This window comes from Halomonas sp. A11-A (genome assembly GCF_003182195.1).
In the GTDB taxonomy this organism is placed as follows: Bacteria; Pseudomonadota; Gammaproteobacteria; order Pseudomonadales; family Halomonadaceae; genus Halomonas; species Halomonas alkalicola.
On sequence record NZ_QGTM01000033.1, the window covers coordinates 1 to 23,392 of the forward strand.

The 23,392-nt window shown below is 57.9% G+C and carries 27 protein-coding genes and 3 tRNA genes; 26 read left to right on the forward strand and 4 right to left on the reverse strand.

The genetic code is table 11. The annotated features are described in order from the left end of the window. Nucleotides 1–202: 202 nt before the first annotated feature. The 8 genes from DER72_RS14865 (at nt 203) to DER72_RS14900 (ending at nt 4,304) form a co-directional block, all read left to right on the forward strand. Nucleotides 203–278, forward strand: a tRNA-Phe gene (locus tag DER72_RS14865). A 6-nt stretch (nt 279–284) separates the two neighbouring features. Further along, nucleotides 285–359: transfer RNA gene (locus tag DER72_RS14870), tRNA-Gln, on the forward strand. A gap of 94 nt (nt 360–453) precedes the next feature. Beyond that, nucleotides 454–529, forward strand: a tRNA-Thr gene (locus DER72_RS14875). 138 nt (nt 530–667) lie between these two features. Then, on the forward strand, nt 668–1,534 hold the full coding sequence (locus DER72_RS14880) for a ParA family protein (RefSeq protein WP_110070726.1): 867 nt from the start codon (nt 668–670) through the stop codon (nt 1,532–1,534). Beyond that, nucleotides 1,521–2,924 (forward strand): replicative DNA helicase, encoded by a 1,404-nt coding sequence (gene dnaB / locus DER72_RS14885; protein WP_110070727.1) that lies wholly within the window; start codon nt 1,521–1,523, stop codon nt 2,922–2,924. Before DER72_RS14880 ends, dnaB begins: the two co-directional genes overlap by 14 nt. Further along, nucleotides 2,921–3,301, forward strand: a complete 381-nt coding sequence (locus tag DER72_RS14890) for a hypothetical protein (RefSeq protein ID WP_110070728.1) — start codon at nt 2,921–2,923, stop codon at nt 3,299–3,301. The genes dnaB and DER72_RS14890 overlap by 4 nt, the downstream gene beginning before the upstream one ends. After that, nucleotides 3,294–3,530 (forward strand): hypothetical protein, encoded by a 237-nt coding sequence (locus DER72_RS14895; protein WP_110070729.1) that lies wholly within the window; start codon nt 3,294–3,296, stop codon nt 3,528–3,530. The genes DER72_RS14890 and DER72_RS14895 overlap by 8 nt, the downstream gene beginning before the upstream one ends. 75 nt (nt 3,531–3,605) lie before the next feature. Further along, the gene (locus DER72_RS14900) at nt 3,606–4,304 is read left to right on the forward strand and encodes a ParB family protein (RefSeq protein WP_110070730.1); all 699 of its coding nucleotides are present in this window, start codon (nt 3,606–3,608) and stop codon (nt 4,302–4,304) included. Here the strand turns inward: DER72_RS14900 and DER72_RS14905 are convergent. Continuing rightward, on the reverse strand, nt 4,259–4,690 hold the full coding sequence (locus tag DER72_RS14905; RefSeq protein ID WP_110070731.1) for an ATP-binding protein: 432 nt from the start codon (nt 4,688–4,690) through the stop codon (nt 4,259–4,261). The two genes, DER72_RS14900 and DER72_RS14905, sit on opposite strands and share 46 nt — an antisense overlap. Then, nucleotides 4,690–5,868, reverse strand: a complete 1,179-nt coding sequence (istA, locus tag DER72_RS14910; protein WP_110070732.1) for an IS21 family transposase — start codon at nt 5,866–5,868, stop codon at nt 4,690–4,692. The genes DER72_RS14905 and istA overlap by 1 nt, the downstream gene beginning before the upstream one ends. Before the next feature lie 455 nt (nt 5,869–6,323). Between istA and DER72_RS16070 the strand changes: the two genes are divergently transcribed. Beyond that, on the forward strand, nt 6,324–6,602 hold the full coding sequence (locus tag DER72_RS16070; RefSeq protein ID WP_146209071.1) for a hypothetical protein: 279 nt from the start codon (nt 6,324–6,326) through the stop codon (nt 6,600–6,602). Between the two features lie 530 nt (nt 6,603–7,132). After that, nucleotides 7,133–8,830: a sigma-54-dependent Fis family transcriptional regulator gene (locus DER72_RS14915; protein WP_110070733.1), complete on the forward strand. Its 1,698-nt coding sequence runs from the start codon at nt 7,133–7,135 to the stop codon at nt 8,828–8,830. 173 nt (nt 8,831–9,003) lie between these two features. On the opposite strand, the gene DER72_RS14920 is transcribed toward DER72_RS14915, so the two are convergent. After that, nucleotides 9,004–9,576, reverse strand: coding sequence for an antibiotic biosynthesis monooxygenase (locus DER72_RS14920; RefSeq protein WP_110070734.1), 573 nt, complete (start codon nt 9,574–9,576; stop codon nt 9,004–9,006). A 591-nt stretch (nt 9,577–10,167) separates the two neighbouring features. On the opposite strand from DER72_RS14920, the gene DER72_RS14925 reads away from it, so the two are divergent. The 16 genes from DER72_RS14925 to DER72_RS16075 all read left to right on the forward strand — a co-directional run bounded on the left by DER72_RS14925 (nt 10,168) and on the right by DER72_RS16075 (nt 22,908). Then, nucleotides 10,168–10,428: a phenol hydroxylase subunit gene (locus DER72_RS14925; RefSeq protein ID WP_110070735.1), complete on the forward strand. Its 261-nt coding sequence runs from the start codon at nt 10,168–10,170 to the stop codon at nt 10,426–10,428. A 47-nt stretch (nt 10,429–10,475) separates the two neighbouring features. Beyond that, entirely contained in the window at nt 10,476–11,477 is a 1,002-nt protein-coding gene (locus DER72_RS14930; RefSeq protein ID WP_110070736.1) for an aromatic/alkene monooxygenase hydroxylase subunit beta, read from the forward strand. Beyond that, nucleotides 11,474–11,743 carry an MmoB/DmpM family protein gene (locus tag DER72_RS14935; protein WP_043313075.1) on the forward strand — a complete coding sequence of 90 codons (270 nt, stop codon included), beginning with the start codon at nt 11,474–11,476 and terminating at the stop codon, nt 11,741–11,743. The genes DER72_RS14930 and DER72_RS14935 overlap by 4 nt, the downstream gene beginning before the upstream one ends. A 14-nt stretch (nt 11,744–11,757) precedes the next feature. Then, on the forward strand, nt 11,758–13,293 hold the full coding sequence (locus DER72_RS14940; protein WP_110070737.1) for an aromatic/alkene/methane monooxygenase hydroxylase/oxygenase subunit alpha: 1,536 nt from the start codon (nt 11,758–11,760) through the stop codon (nt 13,291–13,293). 72 nt (nt 13,294–13,365) lie between these two features. Continuing rightward, nucleotides 13,366–13,725 carry a phenol hydroxylase subunit P4 gene (locus tag DER72_RS14945; protein ID WP_110070738.1) on the forward strand — a complete coding sequence of 120 codons (360 nt, stop codon included), beginning with the start codon at nt 13,366–13,368 and terminating at the stop codon, nt 13,723–13,725. A 10-nt stretch (nt 13,726–13,735) separates the two neighbouring features. Further along, a complete protein-coding gene (locus DER72_RS14950) occupies nt 13,736–14,797 on the forward strand; it encodes an NADH:ubiquinone reductase (Na(+)-transporting) subunit F (protein ID WP_110070739.1) in 1,062 nt (353 codons plus the stop codon). A 12-nt stretch (nt 14,798–14,809) separates the two neighbouring features. Further along, nucleotides 14,810–15,100, forward strand: a complete 291-nt coding sequence (locus tag DER72_RS16685; protein ID WP_110070740.1) for a 2Fe-2S iron-sulfur cluster binding domain-containing protein — start codon at nt 14,810–14,812, stop codon at nt 15,098–15,100. A gap of 49 nt (nt 15,101–15,149) precedes the next feature. Next, on the forward strand, nt 15,150–16,073 hold the full coding sequence (locus DER72_RS14960) for a catechol 2,3-dioxygenase (protein ID WP_110070741.1): 924 nt from the start codon (nt 15,150–15,152) through the stop codon (nt 16,071–16,073). 26 nt (nt 16,074–16,099) lie between these two features. Continuing rightward, nucleotides 16,100–17,560 carry a 2-hydroxymuconic semialdehyde dehydrogenase gene (locus tag DER72_RS14965; protein WP_110070742.1) on the forward strand — a complete coding sequence of 487 codons (1,461 nt, stop codon included), beginning with the start codon at nt 16,100–16,102 and terminating at the stop codon, nt 17,558–17,560. A gap of 7 nt (nt 17,561–17,567) precedes the next feature. Continuing rightward, nucleotides 17,568–18,428 (forward strand): alpha/beta fold hydrolase, encoded by an 861-nt coding sequence (locus DER72_RS14970; RefSeq protein WP_110070743.1) that lies wholly within the window; start codon nt 17,568–17,570, stop codon nt 18,426–18,428. Further along, on the forward strand, nt 18,428–19,213 hold the full coding sequence (gene dmpE / locus DER72_RS14975; RefSeq protein ID WP_110070744.1) for a 2-oxopent-4-enoate hydratase: 786 nt from the start codon (nt 18,428–18,430) through the stop codon (nt 19,211–19,213). Before DER72_RS14970 ends, dmpE begins: the two co-directional genes overlap by 1 nt. A gap of 24 nt (nt 19,214–19,237) precedes the next feature. Continuing rightward, complete coding sequence (locus DER72_RS14980) at nt 19,238–20,173, forward strand: acetaldehyde dehydrogenase (acetylating) (RefSeq protein ID WP_110070745.1); 936 nt, start codon at nt 19,238–19,240, stop codon at nt 20,171–20,173. A 12-nt stretch (nt 20,174–20,185) separates the two neighbouring features. Beyond that, complete coding sequence (dmpG, locus tag DER72_RS14985) at nt 20,186–21,223, forward strand: 4-hydroxy-2-oxovalerate aldolase (RefSeq protein WP_110070746.1); 1,038 nt, start codon at nt 20,186–20,188, stop codon at nt 21,221–21,223. Then, nucleotides 21,220–22,014: a 2-oxo-3-hexenedioate decarboxylase gene (gene dmpH / locus DER72_RS14990; RefSeq protein WP_110070747.1), complete on the forward strand. Its 795-nt coding sequence runs from the start codon at nt 21,220–21,222 to the stop codon at nt 22,012–22,014. Before dmpG ends, dmpH begins: the two co-directional genes overlap by 4 nt. A 9-nt stretch (nt 22,015–22,023) precedes the next feature. Continuing rightward, nucleotides 22,024–22,215, forward strand: a complete 192-nt coding sequence (locus DER72_RS14995; protein WP_110070748.1) for a 2-hydroxymuconate tautomerase — start codon at nt 22,024–22,026, stop codon at nt 22,213–22,215. 33 nt (nt 22,216–22,248) lie between these two features. Then, the gene (locus DER72_RS16075; RefSeq protein WP_146209072.1) at nt 22,249–22,908 is read left to right on the forward strand and encodes a hypothetical protein; all 660 of its coding nucleotides are present in this window, start codon (nt 22,249–22,251) and stop codon (nt 22,906–22,908) included. Nucleotides 22,909–23,083: 175 nt separating this feature from the next. Here the strand turns inward: DER72_RS16075 and DER72_RS15000 are convergent. Next, nucleotides 23,084–23,392 (reverse strand): transposase (locus DER72_RS15000; RefSeq protein WP_146209073.1); only part of this gene is annotated, 309 nt, incomplete at its 5' end.

Below are 23,392 nucleotides of genomic sequence, written 5' to 3' on the forward strand. Positions count from 1 at the left end.
TGGCAACGGCTGTTTGCTCAAGGCCGAAGTGTTTTCTATCCCCTCTGGAGAAGAGCGCCAGGCACCGAGGCACGAATACCAGACTTGTTCACCTCTTCGGGAGGACTATGCCGATGACACGCCGGAAAAAATGGGGAGACCCTAGAAACGGAAGGGGTTGACGGCGAAACGCCGCTGAGGTTTAATACGCACCGTTGGCAGCGGCCAGATAGCTCAGTTGGTAGAGCAGGGGATTGAAAATCCCCGTGTCGGGGGTTCGATTCCCTCTCTGGCCACCACACTGCTGGGGTATCGCCAAGTGGTAAGGCACCGGTTTTTGGTATCGGCATTCCCAGGTTCGAATCCTGGTACCCCAGCCATCGCCAACCTCGTTTCCGAAAGGCCGTGGACCCTGTTCACGGTCTTTCTCGCTGAGAGGCCTGCTTCCTCTCACACCGTGGCAAGCGCGGCATCGCCGGCATAGCTCAGTTGGTAGAGCAACTGACTTGTAATCAGTAGGTCCCGGGTTCGACTCCTGGTGCCGGCACCATCAAACAGTACGCGAAATCAGTAGCTTACGAGCAAGAGTGGAACCCCCGCCTGGCGTGTCAGTAGACCTGACAGCTTCGTGAAATAGAGACAGATCATCAGCCTCACACTTGTTTCCATCTGGAACCGAGGTGAGGTTATGCGCGTTGTATCCGTTATTTCGACCAAGGGCGGGGTCGGCAAGACCACCGTCACTGCCAATCTGGGCGGCCTCCTGGCCGATGCGGGCCTCAGGGTCCTGTTCATCGACCTGGACAGTCAGCCGACGCTCTCCAGTTACTACCCCCTCCGCACCGAAGCCCCCGGCGGCACCTATGAGCTGATCGCGCTTAGCGACACGGCTCCCGACCGCGTCATATCGCAGACGGCCCATCCCAATCTGGATGTAGTGATCTCCAACGATCATGCCGGCCAGCTTCCTCAGCTGCTGCTCAACGCCCCGGACGGCCGTTTCCGGCTTGCCCAGCTGCTCTCCAATCTGTCGGGCTATGACCTCATCCTGATCGACACCCAGGGGGCGCGCTCCATCACGCTGGAGATGGCGGTCCTGGCTTCCGATCACGCTCTCTCTCCCATCACTCCCGAGCTGCTCTCTGCCCGTGAGTTCGTGCGTGGCACCGTTGGCCTGCTGCGCGATCTCGAGGCGCTCAGCCAGTTCACCCACCTCTCCGTTCCCCCCGTTTCCGTACTCGTGAATCGCCTGGATGAAACCGCCGATGCGCGGGGCATCCACCAGACGCTGGCAGAGATGTTCGCCGCCGGCGAGCAGGGCGTCACCGTCATGCAGAGCACCATCCGCGCCGGTGTCGCCTTCCGACAGGCGGCCAGCGCGGGGTTGCCGGCTCACCAGTTCGAGCCGCGCAAGCCCGCCGGCCGCAAGTCGCCCGCCGCTGCCGACCAGGTCAAGACGATGGCCTGTGAGCTCAACCCCGACTGGCAGCCGCTGATCGACGCCATGGTCAGCACCACCGCCATGCAGGGAGGCTGCCACGATGAGTGCCATTGAGAACCTGGTCGAGCTTCGGGTGGCCGAGGAGCGCCTGGAAGCCGGTTATCTGCCTCCCCACAGCCTGGAGGCAGAGCAGTCGGTGCTGGGTGGGCTGCTGCTGGATAACGCCATGTGGGACGAGGTCGCCGACCGCCTGGCCCCTGTCATGTTCTATCAGCAGGCCCACCGCCTGGTGTTTCAGGCGATCCGGGAGCTGGCAGATCGCGACCAGCCGATGGATGTGGTGACCGTCTCCGAAGCGCTGGAGGAAGCCCACCAGCTGGAGCAGGTGGGAGGGCTCGCGTTTCTGGCTGAGCTGGCCCGCAATACGCCCAGCGCGGCCAATGTGGCGGCCTATGCCGAGATCGTGAAGGACCGCCATGCGCTGCGGCAGCTGATCCACACCTGCTTCACGCTGAACCAGCAGGCCCTGAACGCTCAGGGCCGCACGGCCGCCGAGCTGATCGAGGAGGCCGAGCAGAAGCTCTTCGCCCTGACGGAGGAGCGCCACGACCGGCTGAGCTCCATGAAGGAGATGCTGGGGGAGGCCATCAACGTCATCGATCAGGCCTTCAATGCGCAGGGTGGGGTGACGGGGATCCCGAGCGGCCTGAGCGAGCTGGACGCCATGACCGCGGGCTGGCAGCCGGGGGATCTCATCATCCTGGCCGGCCGCCCCTCCATGGGCAAGACCGCCATGGGGCTCGGCTTTGCGGAGCATGCCCTGATGGCAGAGGAGGCTGCCGGTCCGGTCTTTATCTTCTCCCTGGAGATGCCCGAGTCGCAGCTGATGCTGCGGCTGATCGCCAGCCTGGGCAATGTCTCCCTGCAGAAGCTGCGCACCGGAAAGATGGAAGACGGGGATTGGCCCAAGGTAACCGCCGCGGTCAGTCGGCTCACCCAGCTGGACGGGAAGCTCTTGATCGATGATGCCTCGGGAATCACCGCTTCCAGCCTGAAGGCCCGCGCTCGCCGCATGACCCGCCGCTTCGGCCGCCCCTCAATGATCCTGGTGGACTACCTGCAGCTGCTTCAGGAGCCGGGCAGCGAAAACCGCACCCTCGAGGTGGGCAAGGTCAGCCGCATCCTCAAGGAAACCGCCAAGGAGCTGCGCACCCCGGTGATTGCCCTGTCGCAGCTCAACCGCTCCTTGGAGACCCGCCCCAACAAGCGCCCCTGCATGGCCGACCTACGTGACAGTGGCGCGCTGGAGCAGGATGCCGACGTCATCGCCTTCATCTACCGCGACGAGGTCTACCACCCCGACAACGAAGACAGCCACGGCCTGGCCGAGTTGATCCTGGGCAAGCAGCGCAATGGGCCCACCGGCACCGTGCACCTGGCGTTCCAGGGGGAGTCGGCGCGCTTCAAGCCGTTGGCCTGGCAGCATCAGGAGGTGACCCCATGAGCCAGTATCGCGTGCGCACACCCGAACCCCATTCCCGGCTTTCTCAGGCGTTGGCTCAGGTCATGAACGAGACTCGCCAGCGTCAGCTTGAGGCTGAGCAGCAGGGGCTCTCATCTCTCGAGCATCTGATCTGCGTGGCTCAGGGACACAGCGGCCAGTCCCATCACCTGCGCCGCCTACTCCTCGCGCTCTACAACGGCGACAGCTGGCCCTTCGAAATGCAGCGGCTGCGCGGGCTGGATGAGGACCTGCAGGAGGCTGCCCTCGCGGTAATCCAGATGGCCACCTACAGCGGCCACGAGATCCACACCTTCATCGAAGGCGGTGACGCCTTGCTGAAACGCTTCTGGGAGATCGAGGAGGCCAACGATGAGTAAGTCGCTGTCGGCAGCACGGGGGTGCAAGGGGATGCAGCGCCTAGTGCGCTATGCCGCCACCCGGGGGTGGGAGGTGCAGCGTACCAGCGGTGGGCACCTGCGGTTCAGCAAGCCGGGTTGTGCGCCGGTCTTCACCTCCTTTACCACCAAGGACCGCCGCGCCGAGCTCAATGCACGTGCTCAGCTACGCCGTGCGGAGTGGCAGCAGAGGTGCCGCCATGACACGTGATGCCACTGTCATCAGCACCCAGGCGCCGCATGGCGGTGCCGCCTCCGTCCGCTTCGTCACCGAGGAATACCGCCGATGAAACGCCCGAGCGACCAGCAGCTTCGTGAGCGCCTGATGCAGCCCAGCCCCAAGCGTCAGGGGCAGCCCGTGGATGCCATGACACCGCCCGACCAGGAGATGGCCGTCTGGGTCACCCTGGACATGCTCAAGCCCTACGAGCACAACCCCCGGCAGGTCCAGAACCCCAAGTACGAGGAGATCAAGGCGTCGATCCGTGCCGCGGGCCTCAAGCACAAGCCCCCGGTCACCCAGCGGCCGGGCGAGAAGCACTACACCATCTGCGACGGTGGCAATACCCGCCTGCAGATCCTGCGCGAACTCTATGAAGAGACCGGTGAGTCGCGCTTCCATGCCTTTTATGCCCTGTACCGACCCTGGCAGTCGGAAGTGAAGATGCTGACGGGGCACCTTAGCGAGAACGACAACCGCGGCCAGCTGCTCTGGATCGAGCGTGCCAAGGGCGTAGTGGACGCCAGGGCAATGTATGAGGAGGAGAGCGGCAACACGCTCTCGCAGCGCGAGCTGGTCAAGCGCCTGGCCGAGGATGGCTACCAGGTCGCCCAGAGCCATATCAGCAGGATGCTCTATACCGTCGAGCACCTGCTGCCCACCCTGCCCAACAGCCTCTACAGCGGGCTTGGCCGCTCTCAGGTCGAGCAGTTGATCAGCTACCGGGAAGCCTGCCGGCTGCTCTGGGAGCGCTGCACCGAGTAGCCGGCCTTGACCGCTTCCCGACCCAGTGCCACGGCGAGGTGGCTTTTGCCCACACCCTGAGGGCCGAGCAGCAGCAGGGTATCGCCGTTGACGATCCAGCGCCCGCAGGCCAGTTCACGGATCTGGCCGGGGTCCAAGGCAGGCTGGACGCTGAAGTCGAACCCTTCCAGGATGCGCAGGAACGGGCGGGCGATGCTCAGCCCCATCTGGATACGCCGTTGCTCCTTGTGGGCCACCTCCTGCTCGCAGAGGAAGGCCAGGGTCTCACGCAGGGTCAGTTCCTGGCGCGCGGCCTCGTCGAGTAGGGTGTCGAGTCGCTCCCGGATGGCGGTCAGCTTGAGGCGCGTCAGCATGGCGTCCAGGCGTTCAATGTCCGGCGTCGTCATCACCAGCCACCTCCCACCACGGCCTCATACTCGATCAGGTCGCGCTGTAGCGCGGCCGGTGGAACCGCCGTTGGCGGCACGGTGGCCACGATCTCGCTGGGCGCCTCGGTGTCCGCCTTGGGCGGCCGGTAGCCGACGATGCCCTGCAGGTGCTCCGGCAGGCAGCGCACCTGGCGGCGCCCGCCCAGCTCCGGGTGGCGGGCCACCTCGCGGCCGGCGTGGTGCACCCGCAGCTCGCCGTCGGTCACGCTGACCTGGACCGGCTCGGCGATGAAGCGCACTGCCGGCAGCTCTCCGGTGGTGCCGTGGACCCGCTGGTCGGCGATCTCGCGCATCCACCAGCTCAGGTGGGCCTCCATCGCCGCCCAGGAGGCGAAGGCCCGGCCAGCGATGACGTTGCGCTTCACATAGCCAACGCCGCGCTCATCCTTGCCCTTGGTACGGGCGCGGTACGGCGCACAGGCCACCGGCCGGAACCCCCAGTAGCGCGCAAAGGCTGCCAGCCGATCGTTGAACACCACTTCGCGGGTCGCCGCGTTGTGGTGGTCGACCAGCGCTCGAGCATTATCCAGCAGCACCTGCTCCGGAACCCCGCCAAAGTGGCGGAAGGTGCCTTCCAGGCCGGCGAACCACGCCGACTGGCGCTCGTGCCGGAAGGCGCGGACATAGTGGCGGCGGGAGTAGCCGAGCGTGGCGACAAACAGGAAGACCTTGATCGACTCCCCACCGATGGTGATGTGGCGGCTGCCGAAGTCGATCTGCAGTTGCTTGCCGGGTGGTGTTTCGAACCTCACCGTGGCATTGGCTTCGGCAGCCAGTGCCTGGCGGAAGGGCGCGCAAGTGCGCTCCACCGTGCGCAGGCTGACCGTGAGGCCGTGTTCGAGCTGCAGATCCTGCAAGACCACGGCGGCGTTGCCGGCGTGTTGCAGGAAGCGGGCCTTCAGCCATTCCTCCAGCCCTTCAAGCGACTTGCTGCGCTGCGGCCTCGCGTAGGGCGCCCAGCCGCCCTGGCGCAGGTAGCGCTTGACGGTGTTCCTGCTGACACCGAGCTCGTCGGCGATGCGCTGAGTGCCCCAGCCACAGGCCTTCAGGCGCAGCATGGCGGCGACATCCTCTGGGCTCTGCATCGGTTCCCCTCGTACCTGAGTGTGGGGAACGTTAAATCCGAGCTGCTGCATGAATGGACCCTCCTGGTGAGCTCACGGAGGGGTCAGTTTTCCGTGTCGCCTGGGAGGCAGTTTTACGTGTCGCCTGACAGCGGGTTGCTCTCGGCGATCTGGACGGAGCCCTGCGCTTGCGGTACTGAGGACGCTTGCGGAAGCAGATCCGCCACCGGCTACCACTTGCCCCCAGGCAGCTGGCAGCGAACCTGGCTACGCACCCGGCTACGCACCCGGCCGACAGAGTACCAACCACGCGCCTCGACTGCCTTGAACCAGGGATTGCGAAAGCCTGCATAAGTGACCAGGATCGGCGTGGCGCTGTCGGGGAGTATCTCGGCCAGGGCGGCCAACAAGTACGCCTCACAGTGTTGGCAGCCATCCTGGTGGTGGACCTTTTCGAAAATCGGCAGTGAGCGCCCGGCAAAGAGCACTGCGAAGCGCAGCGCGACCCGAACACCGGCAACAACTTCGTGGCCGCAGGAGTGGCCGGCTGGTCGGCGGCTCTTCGCTGGGCGGTGCTAAATAGCCTGGACAACGGCAACCCGACGGCCAAGCAGCTGGCAGCCCTGCAAGAGCTAGTTGCCGACCAAGGGGTCACCGGCGATGCCTGTGTGATCAAGGAGAAGCTACAGTGGATCCAAAAGGCTCCGACACGACGAGCCGCCCGGTGGCGCATCAAGAACTACCTCAAGGTCATACGGGAAGCGGTCACCAATAAGGCGCTGCTCAAGCGATGGCGAAGGCTCTGACGACCTTGGAGCGGCATGCCGAGCAAGGTCGTGAGGCGCTGGAGCTCGGGGCTGACCAACGCCCGCCTGGAGGGCATGAGCAGACTCTTCTATGCGGCCAGGTCACGCGCGCGTCTACCGGAACGAGGCCAACTTCATTACGATGATCTATCTAATCGGCAGCCCCGCGGGTCGCCTGCTCGATCAGGCCAAATCCACTTGATGTGACGAAGAATCATAAAATTCTTACTCCGCCGGGAGCTTCCAGGCAACTGCGACGAAACTTCTTCAGCGTTTACCTAAGTCCAGATCCTCTGGAATGGCAGGTTGCTTTTCTAGTAGAGTGAGGGTGACTATGAAGCTGAAGACATCACGGCGCACAACTGATTTAGCTGGGTAGGATGCAACGGAACAGAATGGGAGTGGATTCTGTGGCAGCAGTGCTATTTCGAAAAAAGTCACCGGGAACCATGGGCAATCAGGAGATTAATAAGCTATTGAAATTCAGAGCTCCCTTTGTTTGAAAAAAATAAACAATGAAGAGGATTGCAATGAGTGCCAGCTATAAACCCCACTTGAGCCATTCGGATTTTAAAGATCTGACGAAACAAATACAGTTCCACAGCACAGAGGGAAAGATATGGTTCGGTGAACAACGAGCACTAATGATGAATCTAACTTCACTGGCAGCCTTCCGCCGTGAAATAGTAAACAGCATGGGAGTTCAGCGTGCCAAGGGTTTTTTTATGCGCCTTGGTTATCAGTCCGGCCTGCGAGATGCAGAGTTAGCAAGAAAGCTTCGGCCTAACTGCAGTGATCTAGACATCTTTCTTGTTGGGCCCCAGCTCCATTCCCTCAAGGGGATGGTCAAAGTTGTGCCGATTGAAATAGACATGGATGTTGAGACTGGGGAGTTTTATGGGATTTTCGAATGGGTAGACTCTTGGGAAGTTGAAATCTGTCAGACTGAACTGGGCACGATGGAAGAACCGGCCTGCTGGGCGCTGCTGGGCTACGCTTGTGCCTATACCTCTTCATTCATGGGGCGAGAAATTATTTTTCATGAGGTAAGCTGCCGCGGTTGCGGCGATGAAAAATGCATCATTGAGGGGAAGCCTGCAGAAGCTTGGGAAGATGCAGAGGAGTTTTCCAGACACTTTAAGACTGATCCAATAATTGAAGAGCTATACAATCTTCAGACTCAATTGACTTCACTGCGTAGCAGTCTGGAAAATCAGCAGGGGCAATACTACGGTATCGGACAGTCTAAATCCTACAATAAAGTGTGCAAGATGATCGACAAGGCTGCCCAAGGAAAAGTTTCCGTACTTTTACTTGGTGAGACTGGGGTCGGCAAGGAGGTGATTGCACGTAGCGTACATCTTCGCAGTGAACGTTCTGATGGGCCTTTTATTGCGGTCAACTGCGCTGCCATCCCGCCGGACTTAATAGAAGCGGAGCTCTTCGGGGTGGAAAAGGGGGCCTACACCGGTGCTACCCAGTCCCGGGAGGGAAGGTTCGAGCGCGCCGATGGTGGAACGATATTTCTGGATGAGGTGGTCGAGCTGACTCCAAGGGCACAGGCAACCTTGCTGCGAGTCCTGCAGGAAAGCGAACTCGAGCGGGTGGGGGACAACCGTGTGAGAAAGGTGAATGTTCGGGTTATTGCCGCCACGAACGAGAGCCTGGAACAGGCTGTGGCGGAAGGAAGGTTTCGTGCCGATCTTTTCTATCGTCTTAATGTTTTTCCGGTCAAGATACCGCCATTGCGGGAGAGGCTGGAAGACCTGCCCCTGCTGGTCAGGCACTTTCTGGATAAGTTTCAGGCAGAATATGAAAAGCACACACTCGGCCTTTCCGACAAGGCTCTAGAGCTCTGCCTAAATTATCGTTGGCCAGGGAATATAAGAGAGCTTGAGAACGTGATTGAGCGAGGGGTGATCTTGACAGATAACAATGAAAGCATTAGTCAGGAAGCCCTGTTCATGACTCCACCCGTCATTTCGGAGGGGGGGCTAGTAGACCGTGTTGATGCCACAGGCAACGTGACTACAGGCCAGGCAGGTCAATCAGCGCGCAGCTGGCCTGACGAGATACTGAGTAAGGGGCTAAGCATGGAGGAGGTGGAAAAAACCCTGATTCAGAAGGCCATGGATGAAGCCGATCAGAACATCGCTCGTGCAGCCAGGATGCTTGGCATGACGCGCCCGGCACTATCTTATAGACTGAAGAAGGCGGGCATTATTTGATCAGAAATTATTTACTTCCTTCGCCGACACGCAGAGTATCAGCGAACGGCGAGGACTCGCGCTGGCCTGTCGGCCAGCGAGGGAATCTCCCCGTGCTTTCATTATCCCGGTATAATATTTACCGGGATAATAATCGACTGACTTCCCGAGTGGAAGATCCAGGTATTTTAACGTTAGCGTATATTCCTATCACGACCCGGAAACAGCCAGAACGAGAACCATCGGGTCATGTGCGGCATGATCAAGTAGCTCATCAGGAACATGACCACGGCGGTGACGATCAAGGTTCTCAGCAGCAAGGGAACCTGTTCAAGAAGCCCGCCGAACAGCAGAAAGACAAGTGTCACGGCCGGGTAAAGGCCTAGCCAGCTCACCATTGCCATCTTGTGTCTGGGAGGTGGTTTGACCGGATTGTGACCTGGCAGGGTGAACCAGGCGACGATTCCGTCCGTCACTTCCCGCTCACTGGGAGTCACGAGCAACCCCTCAATTGTTTCCAATAGCTCGGCGCGCTGTTCTGATTCCTCCCAAGCTGCTAGCGATTTTTCATTGTCGAACTTGAAGACAATACGATATTCCGGGTCATCCGGAGAAGCGGGCCTAAACAAGGTGGCACCAAGGTAGCCAGGGAATGCAGAGGCGCGCCTGGTCATTTCAGCGCTCAACGCCTCAAAATCAGCCTCCTTGCCCTTTATTACCCGGCGAGATACGACAACGGTAAGGGCCTTGTCTATCGATGTGGTCATGGGAGCTCTTCCATCCAGATGAGTGACGGTTGCCATTCCATGGGGCAACAGAGTGCCCAGGCAGGTTAAGGCAGCCAGACAGCGCTTTGCAAGAATGATGCCATTCGGATCTTCAAGCACAGCCCGCTCTGACAGATATCCTTCGTCTGCTATCGGAGCCATTGCTGACCCGATAAGTAGATCCATCGCTCTGACCCGCTGGAGTATCGTCCCTGTCACACAGGCACAGCTGTACGGGCCTACTGTAGTGCCGTTCATGGACCATTCATGACGCAGGGGTGCAGCCATTTTCCTGGCTCACCTTACTGTGAACGAATGCAGGTAAGGAGCGGGGGATGAGATCATCACGACTTCGACTTTAGTTCGACAAGCATTTGGTGACGAGGCCATTTGGGGTTGAGCATTTGATCATCAGGCGGCCGAGGTCGCGGTCAGGAAATGGCTCCAGACTGGGTTGGCCAGTACCCGCGGGTATTTATATAAATTGTTAAAAAACAGAATGTTATTGGTGTTTTTCTAGGCATTTTGCATGTTTGGCATGGGGGTTGCTTATGACGGGACAGGACAACAACTAAAAAATCGGTGCAAGCAATGACGACGGAAATCGAAACCAAAACCTTCGATGAGTTGACTCGCTATATAAGGGTTCGTAGCGAACCAGGTGACCGTTTTGTGGAGTTTGACTTCGCTATCGGTTATCCGGAGCTGTTTGTAGAGCTCGTCCTTCCTACTGAGGCTTTCGAGCTTTTCTGCAAGCACAACAACGTTGTCCATATGGATGCCGAAATGATCCGCGAGATAGATGAGGACATGATCAAGTGGCGTTTCGGCGAACGGGGACAGCGTTACTAAGTAATCCTCAAAACCTCCACTGTATAATAACTAATGGTAAGGTTGATATGAGCATTGAAATCAAGACCAATTCGGTGGAACCCATCCGCCAGACCTACAGTCACATTGCCCGTCGTTTCGGTGATAAGCCGGCGACCCGCTATCAGGAAGCGAGCTACGACCTGGAGGCGAAAACCAACTTCCACTATCGCCCCCAATGGGATTCCCGATACGAGCTCAATGATGATCGCCGTACCGCCATCCGCATGGACGACTGGTACGCGGTGTCTGATCCCCGCCAGTACTACTACGGCGTCTACGTAGGCAACCGGGCCAAAATGCAGGAGTCCGCCGAGACCAGCTTTGGTTTTTGCGACAAGCGCAACTTGTTGACGCGCCTGCCGGAAGAGACTCAGAAGCAGCTGCTGCGCCTGCTGGTGCCTCTTCGTCATGTTGAACTGGGCGCCAACATGAACAACAGCAAGATCTCGGGTGACGCTGTAGCCACCACCGTTTCCCAGATGCACATCTACGCCGCGATGGATCGTCTGGGCATTGGTCAGTACCTGTCTCGCATTGCTCTGTTGATTGACGGTAATACCGGTAAGGCACTGGACGAGTCCAAAGGCTACTGGATGGATGACGAGCTGTGGCAGCCCATGCGCAAACTCGTGGAGGACACCCTGGTCGTTGATGACTGGTTCGAACTGACCCTGGTTCAGAACATTCTGTTGGATGGACTGATGTACACCCTGGTGTACCACAAAATGGATGCCTGGCTTGCGACTCAGGGTGCGGAAGACGTTTCCATGCTGACCGAGTTCATGCGCGACTGGTACAAAGAATCCCTTCGCTGGACCAACGCCATGATCAAAGCCGTCGCCGGTGAGAGCGAAGCCAATTGCGAACTGCTCCAGACGTGGATCGATCAGTGGGAGCCGCAGGTTTATAGCGCTCTCCAACCACTGGCAGAAGCCTCGGTGGGTATTGACGCTCTGGATGAAGCCCGGGCGGAGCTTTCTACCCGCCTGAAGAAATTCGGACTGCAGAGTAGGGGAGTCTCAGCATGAGCCAGTTGGTATTCATTGTATTTCAGGACAACGACGACTCTCGCTATCTAGCCGAAGCGGTTATGGAGGATAACCCTCATGCGGAAATACAGCACCAGCCTGCGTTGATCCGGATCCAGGCTGAGAAGCGCCTGGTGATAAACCGGGAAACGATGGAAGAAAAGCTGGCTCGCGATTGGGATGTTCAGGAAATGCTCGTAAACGTCATCAGCATCGGCGGCAATGTCGATGAGGACGATGACCATTTTATTCTTGAGTGGAATTAATTGGGAGAATCATCATGGCTGTTCAAAACAAGAAATTGAATCTCAAAGACAAATACCAGTATCTGACCCGCGACATGAGTTGGGAGCCTACCTACCAGAAAAAAGAAGACATTTTTCCGCACGAGGACTTTGAAGGTATCAAGATTACCGATTGGTCTCAGTGGGAAGACCCATTCCGTCTGACCATGGATTCGTACTGGAAGTATCAGGCGGAAAAAGAGAAGAAGCTGTACGCCATTTTTGATGCGTTTGCCCAGAATAATGGCCACCAGAACATTTCAGACGCTCGCTACGTCAACGCCCTGAAGCTGTTCATAGGTGGCATATCTCCGTTGGAACATGGGGCCTACCAGGGTTATGCCAAGGCAGGTCGTCAGTTCAGTGGTGCTGGTGCGCGGGTGGCTTGTCAGATGCAGTCGATTGACGAGTTGCGTCATTCGCAGACCCAGCAACACGCCATGAGTCATTACAACAAGCACTTTAACGGCCTGCATGATGCTGCGCACATGCACGACCGGGTGTGGTTCCTGTCGGTGCCCAAGTCGTTCTTTGACGATGCTCGCTCCGCTGGCCCGTTCGAATTCCTGACCGCCATTTCGTTCTCGTTCGAGTATGTGCTGACTAACCTCGTGTTTGTTCCGTTTATGTCGGGCGCCGCATACAACGGCGACATGGCCACCGTGACCTTCGGCTTCTCTGCCCAGTCAGACGAAGCACGCCACATGACCTTGGGCCTTGAGGTGATCAAGTTCATCCTGGAGCAGCACGAAGACAACGTGCCCATTGTTCAGCGCTGGATCGATAAGTGGTTCTGGCGCGGATTCCGCCTGCTCAGCCTGGTCAGCCTGATGATGGACTACATGCTGCCGAACAAGGTGATGAGCTGGGCCGAGGCCTGGGAAGTGTATTACGAGCAGAACGGTGGAGCCCTGTTCCAGGATCTGGAGCGTTACGGCATCCGTCCGCCCAAGTACCAGGACGTGGCCAACGATGCCAAGCATCACCTGAGCCACCAGCTGTGGACCACTTTCTACCAGTATAGCTATGCCACCAACTTCCATACCTGGGTTCCAAAGAAGGAAGAAATGGACTGGATGTCTGAAAAGTACCCGGACACTTTCGACAAGTACTACCGTCCGCGCTACGAGTTCCTGGCGAAAGAGGCCGCCGCTGGCCGTCGCTTCTACAATAACACCCTGCCGCAACTGTGCCAGGTGTGCCAGGTACCGAACCTGTTCACCGAAATGGGCGCGCCCACCAAGTTGAGCCATCGTCAGTTGGTTCATGAAGGCGAGCGTTACCATTTCTGCTCCGAAGGATGCTGCGACATCTTCAAGCACGAGCCGGAAAAATACGTGCAGGCCTGGCTGCCGGTGCATCAGATCTATCAGGGTAACTGCGAAGGCGAAGATATCGAGACCGTGGTGCAGAAGTACTACCACATCAACATCGGCGAGGACAATTTCGAGTACCTCGGTTCGCCGGACCACAAGCGCTGGATGGCCATCAAGGGCGAAAAGCCTGCTGATGAGAACCAGGACGCCGCCTGATACTGACCCGGGAGTCGCCCGGTAGCCACTGGCGCCGGGCGAACCACCCACAAAAACAACAAGGTGACCATCATGAGTGTAAACGCTTTATACGACTACAAATTCGAGCCCAAAGACAAGGTCGAGAACTTTAACGGCATGCAGCTGTTGTATGTCTACTGGACTGATCACCTGATGTTCTGCGCGCCGTTAGCGTTGTCGGTTCAGCCGGACATGACCTTCCGTGCCCTGATTGAAGAAATTCTCAAGCCGGCAACTGCAGCGCACCCGGATTCTAGCAAGGCGGATTTCCTGAATGCCGAATGGCTGTTGAACGATGAGCCGTTTACCCCGGATGCGGATGCCAGCCTGATAGATAACGGCATTGATCACAAAAGCATGCTGACGGTCACAACACCTGACCTCAAAGGCATGGCTGGCGTCGGATACTGAGGGTAGTGCTATGAGCCATACCGTAACTATCGAACCCATTGGCGAGCAGATCGAAGTGGAGGAAGGCCAGACCATCCTCGCGGCGGCGCTCCGCCAGGGCGTCTGGTTGCCGTTTGCATGCGGTCACGGCACCTGTGCTACCTGCAAGGTGCAGGTGCTTGAGGGCGACGTCGAGATTGGCGACGCCTCACCGTTTGCCCTGATGGACGTGGAGCGAGGCGAAGGCAAGGTGCTGGCCTGCTGCGCCACAGTGGAAAGCGACGTCACTATCGAAGCCGACATCGATGTAGACCCGGACTTTGAAGGCTGTCCAGTCGAGGACTATGTCGCCACGGTCGCTGATATCGTCGATCTTTCGCCGTCCATTAAGGGCGTTCACCTTAAGCTGGATCGCCCGATGAAGTTTCAGGCCGGGCAGTATATCAACATCGAGTTGCCGGGAGTGGGTGGCCCAAGGGCCTTTTCCTTGGCCAACCCACCAAGTAAGCCTGATGAAGTCGAGCTACATGTGCGATTGGTAGAGGGGGGAGCTGCCACCACCTATATTCACGAGCAGCTGAAGACGGGAGACGAGCTGCACCTGTCTGGTCCCTACGGTCAGTTCTTTGTGCGGAGCTCTCAGCCTGGTGACTTGATTTTTATTGCCGGTGGCTCAGGGCTATCCAGCCCACAGTCGATGGTTCTTGATCTGCTGGAAAAAAGCGATGACAGGAAAATCATCCTATTCCAGGGGGCTCGCAACGTTGCCGAGCTTTATAATCGTGAACTATTTGAGAACCTGGACCGTAACCACGAAAACTTTACCTATGTGCCAGCACTGAATCAGGCCGAAGAAGATAAGGGCTGGCAGGGGTTCCATGGTTTCGTTCATGATGCTGCCAAAGAGTATTTCGGTGGTCGCTTCGCTGGCCACAAGGCATACCTGTGTGGCCCCCCTCCTATGATCGATGCTGCTATCACTACATTAATGAGGGGTCGCCTGTTCGAGCGGGACATCTTTATGGAGAAATTTCTGACCGCAGCAGATGGAGCTGAAGATACCCAGCGCTCCGCCCTGTTCAAGAAAATATGAAGGGGATGAGCCATGGGTGCGGAATTTGAAGTTTTCAATCAAACAACGGGAGACAGATTTACCTGCAAGGAGGGACAGAGCGTACTCAAGGGAATGGAACAGGTAGGAATAAGGTGTGTTCCAGTTGGTTGCAGGGGGGGAGGCTGTGGCTACTGCATGATCAAGGTACTAAGTGGTAGTTACGAGTGCGGAAAAATGAGCAAGCGCCATGTTCCAGTTGAGAGCATGGAAAAGGGCGAAGTGCTGGCTTGCCGCATTTACCCCAAAAATAACCTTGTAATCGAGTGCCAGCCCAGCATGTAGCTGGAAAAGTAAATAACTCTTAAGCAAAAACAGCAATGAGGTAATAGTCATGAAAAAAGGTGTAATGCGTCCCGGTCACGCCCAGATTCGCGTTCTCGATATGGAAGCGGCCGTTAAACACTATGTGGAACTAGTCGGCTTGATTGAAACAGACCGCGATGATCAAGGCCGTGTATACCTTAAGGCTTGGACCGAAGTAGACAAGTTCTCTCTGGTGTTGCGAGAGGCAGATGAGCCAGGCTGCGATTTCATGGGCTTCAAGGTGGTGGATGAAGAGGCTCTTGTCCGGCTTGAACAAGACCTGGTGGCCTACGGCGTCGATGTGGAGCAGATCCCTGAAGGCGAACTGAAGGATTGCGGCCGACGCATTCGCTTCTCGGTCCCCTCCGGTCACGCGTTTGAACTCTACGCCGACAAGAAGTACACCGGAAAATGGGGTATCTCCAGTGTCAACCCGGAGGCTTGGCCTCGTGGTTTGCAGGGCATGAAGTCCGTGCGGTTCGACCACTGCCTGTTTTATGGTCCTGAGCTAGCGGCGGTGTACGATATTTTCGTGAATGTTCTGGGCTTCCATTTGGCCGAACAGGTTCTGGACCCGGAGGGCACTCGTATTGCCCAGTTCTTGACTGTGTCCATGAAGGAACACGATGTTGCATTTATCCACAGCGAAGAGCCGAGTAAGTTCCACCACGCCTCTTTTTACCTGGAGACCTGGGAAGACGTACTGCGCGCGGCGGACCTGATTTCCATGACCGACACCTCCATTGATATAGGGCCCACCCGCCACGGTCTAACCCACGGCAAGACCATTTACTTCTTTGATCCGTCCGGCAATCGCAACGAAGTCTTCTGTGGTGGTGACTATCATTATCCAGATCACAAACCTGTCACCTGGAAGGCAGAAGATCTCGGCAAGGCCATCTTTTATCACGATCGGGTACTGAACGAGCGCTTCCTGACAGTGATGACCTGATTCAGAGTCAACAGGACCAAGCAGCAATGAGAGAGATTAAACATTACATCAATGGCCAATACGTTGGTTCCGCCAGCGGAAAGCTGTTTGATAACGTCAATCCGGTCAACGGAAAGGTGATTGCCAAGGTGCACGAAGCCGGACGGGACGAAGTGGACGCTGCCGTGCAAGCGGCCCGCGCTGCACTGAGCGGGCCTTGGGGCAGAATGACGTTGGACGAGCGTACCCGGATTCTTCACAAGGTGGCGGATGGTATCAACGCGCGCTTTGACGAGTTTCTGGAAGCGGAGTGCCAGGACACTGGCAAACCTAAGTCCATGGCCAGCCACATCGACATCCCCCGGGGTGCGGCCAACTTCAAAGTCTTCGCCGACATGGTCAAGAACGTGGCAGCGGAAAGTTTTGAGATGGCCACTCCCGATGGCGCCGGCGCGCTGAACTACGCCGTACGCCGTCCCAAGGGTGTGATTGGCGTAATCAGTCCCTGGAACCTGCCGTTGCTGCTGATGACCTGGAAAGTTGGTCCTGCGCTGGCCTGTGGTAACACCGTGGTGGTCAAGCCGTCCGAAGAGACACCGACCACCACCGCCCTGCTGGGCGAAGTGATGAAGGAAGCCGGCGTGCCGGACGGCGTGTATAACGTGGTGCACGGCTTCGGTAGCGATTCCGCCGGCGCCTTCCTCACGGCTCACCCGGAGGTAGACGGCTTCACCTTCACCGGAGAAACCGGCACCGGCGAGGTGATCATGAAAGCGGCCGCCAAAGGCATTCGGGACATTTCCCTGGAGCTAGGTGGTAAGAACGCCGGCCTGGTGTTCGCCGATTGCGATATGGACAAGGCCATCGAAGGCACCATGCGCTCTGCGTTCGTCAACTGTGGCCAGGTCTGCCTGGGCACCGAACGAGTCTATGTCGAACGTTCCATCTTCGACGAGTTTGTCTCCCGCTTGAAAGCAGAAGCGGAAAAACTGCGCATCGGACCGCCCGATGACGACAAGGCCAATTTCGGCCCGCTGGTCAGCCTGAAGCACCGCGAAAAAGTGCTGTCCTACTACCAGAAGGCGGTGGACGACGGCGCCACGGTGGTGACCGGTGGTGGTGTGCCCGACATGCCGGAGGAGTACGCCGGCGGCGCCTGGGTTCAGCCCACGATCTGGACCGGCCTGCCGGACGATTCTGCGGTGGTGACCGACGAAATTTTCGGCCCCTGCTGCCACATTCGCCCGTTCGACAGCGAAGAAGAAGCCATCGAACTGTCCAACAGCCTGCCTTACGGCCTGGCGTCTGCGATCTGGAGCGAAAACGTCAGCCGCGCGCACCGGGTAGCAGGGCAGATTGAAGCCGGCATCATCTGGGTGAACAGCTGGTTCCTGCGGGACCTACGCACGCCGTTTGGTGGCAGCAAGCAGTCCGGTATCGGCCGCGAGGGTGGTGTGCACTCCCTGGAGTTCTACACCGAAATGAAGAATGTCTGTATCAAACTGTGAGGTAGCCATGAATGCACCTGTACACAGCCCTGAAATCGGGCGCGAGATTACCGCCGCCGGCTACCGGACCAACCTACATGATCACGGCAAAGGCGGATTTCCGCTGATGATGATTCACGGCTCCGGCCCCGGCGTGACCGCCTGGGCTAACTGGCGCCTGGTGATTCCCGAGCTGGCCAAACACCGCCGTGTGATCGCGCCGGACATGCTGGGCTTCGGCTACAGCGAGCGCCCGGAAGACCAGATCTACAACCGCGAGCGCTGGGTGAAGCATGCCATCGGTGTGCTGGATGAACTGGGCCTGGAACAGGTGGACCTGGTGGGTAACTCCTTTGGTGGTGGCCTTGCCCTGGCCCTAGCTATTGAGCACCCGCAACGGGTACGCCGGCTGGTGTTAATGGGGTCTGTAGGTGTCAGCTTCCCCATAACCAAGGGTCTGGACGAAGTCTGGGGTTACCAGCCCTCGCTAGAAACCATGCGCCGGTTGATGGATGTATTTGCCTTCAACAAGGGGCTGTTGACCGACGAACTGGCAGAAATGCGTTACCAGGCCAGCATTCGCCCCGGTTTCCAGGAGTCCTTTGCCGCCATGTTCCCGGCTCCGCGCCAGCGCTGGGTGGACAACCTGGCTAGCCCGGAAGAGGACATCCGCGCGTTGCCCCACGAGACCTTGATACTGCACGGCCGTGAAGATGAGGTCATTCCGGTAGAAGCATCACTGAAACTGGCAGAGTTGATCGATCGTGCCCAGCTGCATGTATTCGGGCGCTGCGGCCACTGGACCCAGATTGAGCATGCCGATCGGTTTTCCCGGTTGGTCAACGACTTTCTGAATGAAGCGGATCAGGCCGCTGTCGGAGATAAGTGATGGAACAGGCAAAGATCCAGGCATTTGGAGACGAGCTTTACGAAGCCATGGTCAAGCGTGAAGCTATTTCGCCGCTGACCAACCGTGGCGAAGACATTAGCATTGAAGATGCCTATCACATCTCCCTGCGCATGCTTGAGCGCCGGCAACAGGCCGGTGCCCGGATCATCGGCAAGAAGATTGGCGTCACCAGCAAGGCGGTGATGAACATGCTGAATGTACACCAGCCGGATTTCGGTTACCTGACCGACGACATGGTGTTCAACAGCGGTGAAGTGGTGCCTATCAGCGACCGCCTGATTGCGCCGCGTGCCGAAGGCGAAATCGCCTTTATTCTGAAAAAAGACCTGACCGGCCCTGGCGTGACCAACGCCGATGTGCTGGCGGCCACCGAATGCATCATGCCCTGTTTCGAAATTGTCGATTCCCGAATTCGGGACTGGAAGATCGCCATTCAGGACACCATCGCCGACAACGCCTCCTGTGGCCTGTTTGTACTCGGCGACAACGCGGTCTCCCCCGGAGACGTTGACCTGGTGACCTGCGGCATGGTGGTGGAGAAGAACGGTTCCATCATCAGCACCGGTGCCGGCGCGGCTGCATTGAGCTCCCCGGTGAACTGCGTGGCGTGGCTGGCCAACACCCTGGGTGAGTTCGGCATTTCCCTGAAAGCAGGTGAAGTCATCCTGTCAGGCTCCCTGGTACCGCTGGAGCCGGTGAAAGCCGGTGACGCCATGCGTGTGGACATTGGCGGGATTGGCAGCGCGTCAGTGCGCTTTGTCTGATCCGGACCGAAAGAGGACAAGATTATGAGCAAGAAACTGAAAGCCGCCATCATCGGTTCGGGCAACATCGGCACCGACCTGATGATCAAGATTCTGCGTAACGGTAAGAATATTGAAATGGGCGCCATGGTCGGCATCGACCCGGAATCCGATGGCCTGGCCCGCGCCAGCCGCATGGGCGTGGCCACTACCCACGAAGGCGTGGATGGCCTGGTGAAGATGCCGGAATTTGCCGACATCGACATCGTGTTTGACGCCACCTCCGCCGGTGCCCACATGCACAACGAAGTGTTCCTGCGGGGCCACAAGGAAAGCCTGAAGATCATCGACCTGACGCCGGCGGCCATCGGCCCCTACTGCGTCCCCGTCGTGAACCTGGAGCAGAACCTGCAGGAAGGCAACGTCAACATGGTCACCTGCGGTGGTCAGGCCACCATTCCGATGGTGGCTGCCGTCTCCCGTGTAGCTAAAGTGCACTACGCCGAAATCGTGGCGTCTATTTCTTCGAAGTCCGCCGGCCCCGGCACCCGTGCCAACATCGACGAGTTCACCGAAACCACCTCCAAGGCCATCGAAGTGGTCGGCGGCGCCCAGAAGGGCAAGGCCATCATCATCCTGAACCCGGCCGAGCCCCCGCTGCTGATGCGCGACACCGTGTACGTGCTGTCCGACGCCGCCGACCAGGCGGAAGTGGAAGCCTCGGTCGAAGAAATGGTGCAAGCGGTGTCTTCCTACGTGCCCGGCTACCGCCTCAAGCAGAAAGTGCAGTTTGACGTGATCCCGGAAGAGCAGCCCATGAACGTCCCGGGCCTGGGTCGTTTCAGTGGCCTGAAAACCTCCATCTTCCTGGAAGTCGAAGGCGCCGCCCATTACCTCCCGGCCTACGCCGGCAACCTCGACATCATGACCTCCGCGGCCCTCGGCACCGCCGAGCGCATCGCCGAGTCACTGATCCACTGAGGAGATTGAACCATGACTGTTAACCCTGGCAAGAAACTCTACATCTCCGACGTGACCCTGCGCGACGGCAGCCACGCCATCCGTCACCAGTACTCCATCAAGAACGTGCAGGATATTGCTCGTGCTTTAGACATGGCGAAAGTAGACAGCATCGAGGTCGCCCACGGTGACGGCCTCCAGGGCTCCAGCTTCAACTATGGCTTCGGCGCCCACACCGACCTGGAATGGATCGAAGCGGTCGCCGAAGTAGTGGTACACGCCAAAATCGCTACCCTGCTGCTGCCCGGTATCGGCACCGTCCACGATCTGGACAATGCCTACAAGGCGGGTGCCCGCATAGTTCGCGTAGCGACCCACTGTACTGAAGCGGATGTGTCCAAACAGCACATTGAACATGCCCGAAAGCTGGGTATGGACACTGTTGGCTTCCTGATGATGAGCCACATGCAGACCCCTAGGGGCCTGGCTGAACAAGCCAAACTGATGGAAAACTACGGCGCGACCTGTCTGTATGTGGTTGATTCGGGCGGTGCCATGAACATGAATGATATTCGTGATCGTTTCCGGGCTCTCAAAGACGTTCTCAAGCCTGAAACCCAAACCGGCATTCACGCCCACCACAACCTGGCCCTGGGTGTGGCCAACTCCATCGTGGCGGTGGAAGAAGGCTGTGACCGCATCGACGCCAGTCTGGCGGGTATGGGGGCCGGTGCCGGTAACGCCCCACTAGAAGTTTGCATTGCTGCCTTCGACAAGCTTGGCTGGAACCATGGCACCGACGTGTACGCCCTGATGGACGCCGCCGACGACATTGTGCGCCCGCTGCAGGACCGCCCGGTGCGAGTGGACCGTGAAACCCTGGCTCTCGGCTACGCCGGCGTTTACTCCAGCTTCCTGCGCCATTCGGAAGTGGCGGCGCAGAAGTATGGCCTGAAGACTGTGGATATTCTCGTTGAACTGGGAAAACGCCGGATGGTGGGTGGCCAGGAAGACATGATCGTGGACGTGGCGCTGGACCTGTTGAAGGCGCAAGAGGAGCAAAAAGCATGAGTATGACTTTGACCCGAGAGCAGGTCTTATCCCTGGCAGAGCATGTAGAAAACGCTGAACTTCATGCCCACGACATCACCAAGGTCACCACCGAGTTTCCGGACATGACCTTTGAAGATGCCTACAACGTACAGTGGGAAATTCGCCGCCGTAAGGAGGCCCGTGGTAACAAGGTGGTTGGCATGAAAATGGGCCTGACTTCCTGGGCCAAGATGGCCCAGATGGGTGTGGAAACCCCCATCTATGGCTTCCTGGCGGACTACTTTAGCGTGCCGGACGGCGGTGTGGTCAATACCAAGGAACTGATTCATCCGAAGATCGAAGCCGAGATCGCCTTCGTCACCAAGGCACCGTTGCATGGCCCGGGGTGCCACATCGGTGATGTACTGGCTGCCACCGATTTCGTGATTCCGGCGGTGGAGGTAATCGACTCCCGTTATGAGAATTTCAAATTCGATTTAGTGAGTGTGGTGGCTGACAACGCCTCCTCCAGCCGTTTCATTACCGGTGGCCAGGTGGCCGACGTGTCCAGTATCGATCTTAAGACCTTGGGCGTGGTGGTCGAGAAGAACGGCGAAGTGGTTGACGTGGGTGCCGGTGCTGCTGTGCTAGGCCACCCGGCCTCCAGTGTCGCCATGCTGGCTAACCTGCTGGCCGAGCGGGGCGAACACATCCCGGCGGGTACCTTCATCATGACTGGTGGTATCACTGCTGCGATTGCGGTGGAATCTGGTGACAACATCAGCGTTCGATACCAGGGCCTGGGAACCATAACGGCCCGGTTTGAGTAAGGAGGTTTTATGCCGATTGCACAGATCAATATTCTGGAAGGGCGTACCGATGACCAAAAGGAGATGTTGATCAGGGAAGTGAGTGAAGCCATTTCCCGATCTCTGGGCGCACCGATGGAGAGTGTTCGCATCATTATCAATGAAATGCCTAAGCAGAACTTCGGTATCGGTGGGCAATCGGCTAAAACCGTGAATCGGTAATTTCCGCAATCAAGTTATAGCCGGGAGACAGCCATGAATTATCTGCCAGCGTTGTTTGTGTCTTGTGATGTCGAAGATATTAAATTACATGGAGAGGCCTTTTCCGGGCCTTCCCGGATGGTTTGGGGGAAGCACTATGACACTGTTGTTCTGGTCAGCATAGACCCCTGTGGGGCCTCTGGTAAGCTTCACCTAAATGGCGAGGGGAGTGCTGCTGAGAAAGTGTATTCTCTTTTGAAAGATAATGGGCTCTCCCCGGTGGTTAATCCTGGGGGCGTTAGTGAACGACGACAGCAGTTGAACACTCTTCTCTCCCAGAGAGTAACCGATCTGGTTGAAATCAGGCTGAGTACGGGGATGGCCTTGCTCGATTATCAGGATGTCGGCAGGAGTCTGACACTCTTGCGGAAACAGGGGGCGCTTGTAATAAGTCTGGATGAAAGGAAGGGTCTTCACTGTTCTAGATATGGAGGAGCCTATAATAATTATCTTCGTGGCATACTAAAAAGGTGGGTGAGCGGGGATAGCTATGTGCCCTCAGATATGGGTTCTTCATTATGCTTGAGCGACTCTGCTGCTTGCGTGCTTAATGTTGCGTTCTCCATGGGCGATTTCAAATTTCCCCAGCGTATTTTTAGCAAGCATATGAGCCATGGCAGCAATAGCGCTTTCGGGTACGGCTGGTTGCAGTAGTGATGGGGCGCTAATCACGGGTGTTCATCTGGTTGGGTCAAAGCATCGATAAAGATTTCTCGTTGACAAAAATAAACTGATGGAAATGGCAGGGCAGCTCCTGGATTGGTTTTCTGCCCCCCATTAACGAATTGCATCTAAAGGTTTAAATAATGAAATTCAAGAATCTTCGTAACTATTCAGCACCGGTTGGCTGAGTCGGGGCTTCTTGCTGCATGAAGGCTGGCACCTCCCCCGCAAACAGTTGCTCCAGTGCGGTATGCGCCGCTACCCCTTGCTTGACGGCGGTCGAGAGAAAGCTACGCATGCGGCAGAAGATCTCAGCACCCTCCCAGGAGCGGAAACAGCCCGAGATTTTCTGCTGGACCTTGGTCATTCGCAGATCGCGCTCCCCCTGGTTGTTGGTGAAGGGAGCGGCAGGGTCGTCGAGGAAGCGCAACACGTCGTCCTCGTACGCCTGGAGGCGTTCCAGGAGGTTGCGCGG

Coding starts and splice junctions, on each gene's coding strand:
- DER72_RS14960 (WP_110070741.1), top strand. CDS start 15,150: ATGAAAAAAGGTGTAATGCGTCCCGGTCACGCCCAGATTCGCGTTCTC.
- DER72_RS14925 (WP_110070735.1), top strand. CDS start 10,168: ATGACGACGGAAATCGAAACCAAAACCTTCGATGAGTTGACTCGCTAT.
- dmpH (WP_110070747.1), top strand. CDS start 21,220: ATGAGTATGACTTTGACCCGAGAGCAGGTCTTATCCCTGGCAGAGCAT.
- dnaB (WP_110070727.1), top strand. CDS start 1,521: ATGAGTGCCATTGAGAACCTGGTCGAGCTTCGGGTGGCCGAGGAGCGC.
- DER72_RS14980 (WP_110070745.1), top strand. CDS start 19,238: ATGAGCAAGAAACTGAAAGCCGCCATCATCGGTTCGGGCAACATCGGC.
- DER72_RS14945 (WP_110070738.1), top strand. CDS start 13,366: ATGAGTGTAAACGCTTTATACGACTACAAATTCGAGCCCAAAGACAAG.
- dmpE (WP_110070744.1), top strand. CDS start 18,428: ATGGAACAGGCAAAGATCCAGGCATTTGGAGACGAGCTTTACGAAGCC.
- DER72_RS14995 (WP_110070748.1), top strand. CDS start 22,024: ATGCCGATTGCACAGATCAATATTCTGGAAGGGCGTACCGATGACCAA.
- DER72_RS14890 (WP_110070728.1), top strand. CDS start 2,921: ATGAGCCAGTATCGCGTGCGCACACCCGAACCCCATTCCCGGCTTTCT.
- DER72_RS14950 (WP_110070739.1), top strand. CDS start 13,736: ATGAGCCATACCGTAACTATCGAACCCATTGGCGAGCAGATCGAAGTG.
- DER72_RS14905 (WP_110070731.1), bottom strand. CDS start 4,690: ATGACGACGCCGGACATTGAACGCCTGGACGCCATGCTGACGCGCCTC.
- DER72_RS16075 (WP_146209072.1), top strand. CDS start 22,249: ATGAATTATCTGCCAGCGTTGTTTGTGTCTTGTGATGTCGAAGATATT.
- DER72_RS14930 (WP_110070736.1), top strand. CDS start 10,476: ATGAGCATTGAAATCAAGACCAATTCGGTGGAACCCATCCGCCAGACC.
- DER72_RS14880 (WP_110070726.1), top strand. CDS start 668: ATGCGCGTTGTATCCGTTATTTCGACCAAGGGCGGGGTCGGCAAGACC.
- DER72_RS14915 (WP_110070733.1), top strand. CDS start 7,133: ATGAGTGCCAGCTATAAACCCCACTTGAGCCATTCGGATTTTAAAGAT.
- DER72_RS16685 (WP_110070740.1), top strand. CDS start 14,810: ATGGGTGCGGAATTTGAAGTTTTCAATCAAACAACGGGAGACAGATTT.
- dmpG (WP_110070746.1), top strand. CDS start 20,186: ATGACTGTTAACCCTGGCAAGAAACTCTACATCTCCGACGTGACCCTG.
- DER72_RS14965 (WP_110070742.1), top strand. CDS start 16,100: ATGAGAGAGATTAAACATTACATCAATGGCCAATACGTTGGTTCCGCC.
- DER72_RS14940 (WP_110070737.1), top strand. CDS start 11,758: ATGGCTGTTCAAAACAAGAAATTGAATCTCAAAGACAAATACCAGTAT.
- DER72_RS14900 (WP_110070730.1), top strand. CDS start 3,606: ATGAAACGCCCGAGCGACCAGCAGCTTCGTGAGCGCCTGATGCAGCCC.
- istA (WP_110070732.1), bottom strand. CDS start 5,868: ATGCAGCAGCTCGGATTTAACGTTCCCCACACTCAGGTACGAGGGGAA.
- DER72_RS14935 (WP_043313075.1), top strand. CDS start 11,474: ATGAGCCAGTTGGTATTCATTGTATTTCAGGACAACGACGACTCTCGC.
- DER72_RS14895 (WP_110070729.1), top strand. CDS start 3,294: ATGAGTAAGTCGCTGTCGGCAGCACGGGGGTGCAAGGGGATGCAGCGC.
- DER72_RS14970 (WP_110070743.1), top strand. CDS start 17,568: ATGAATGCACCTGTACACAGCCCTGAAATCGGGCGCGAGATTACCGCC.
- DER72_RS14920 (WP_110070734.1), bottom strand. CDS start 9,576: ATGACCACATCGATAGACAAGGCCCTTACCGTTGTCGTATCTCGCCGG.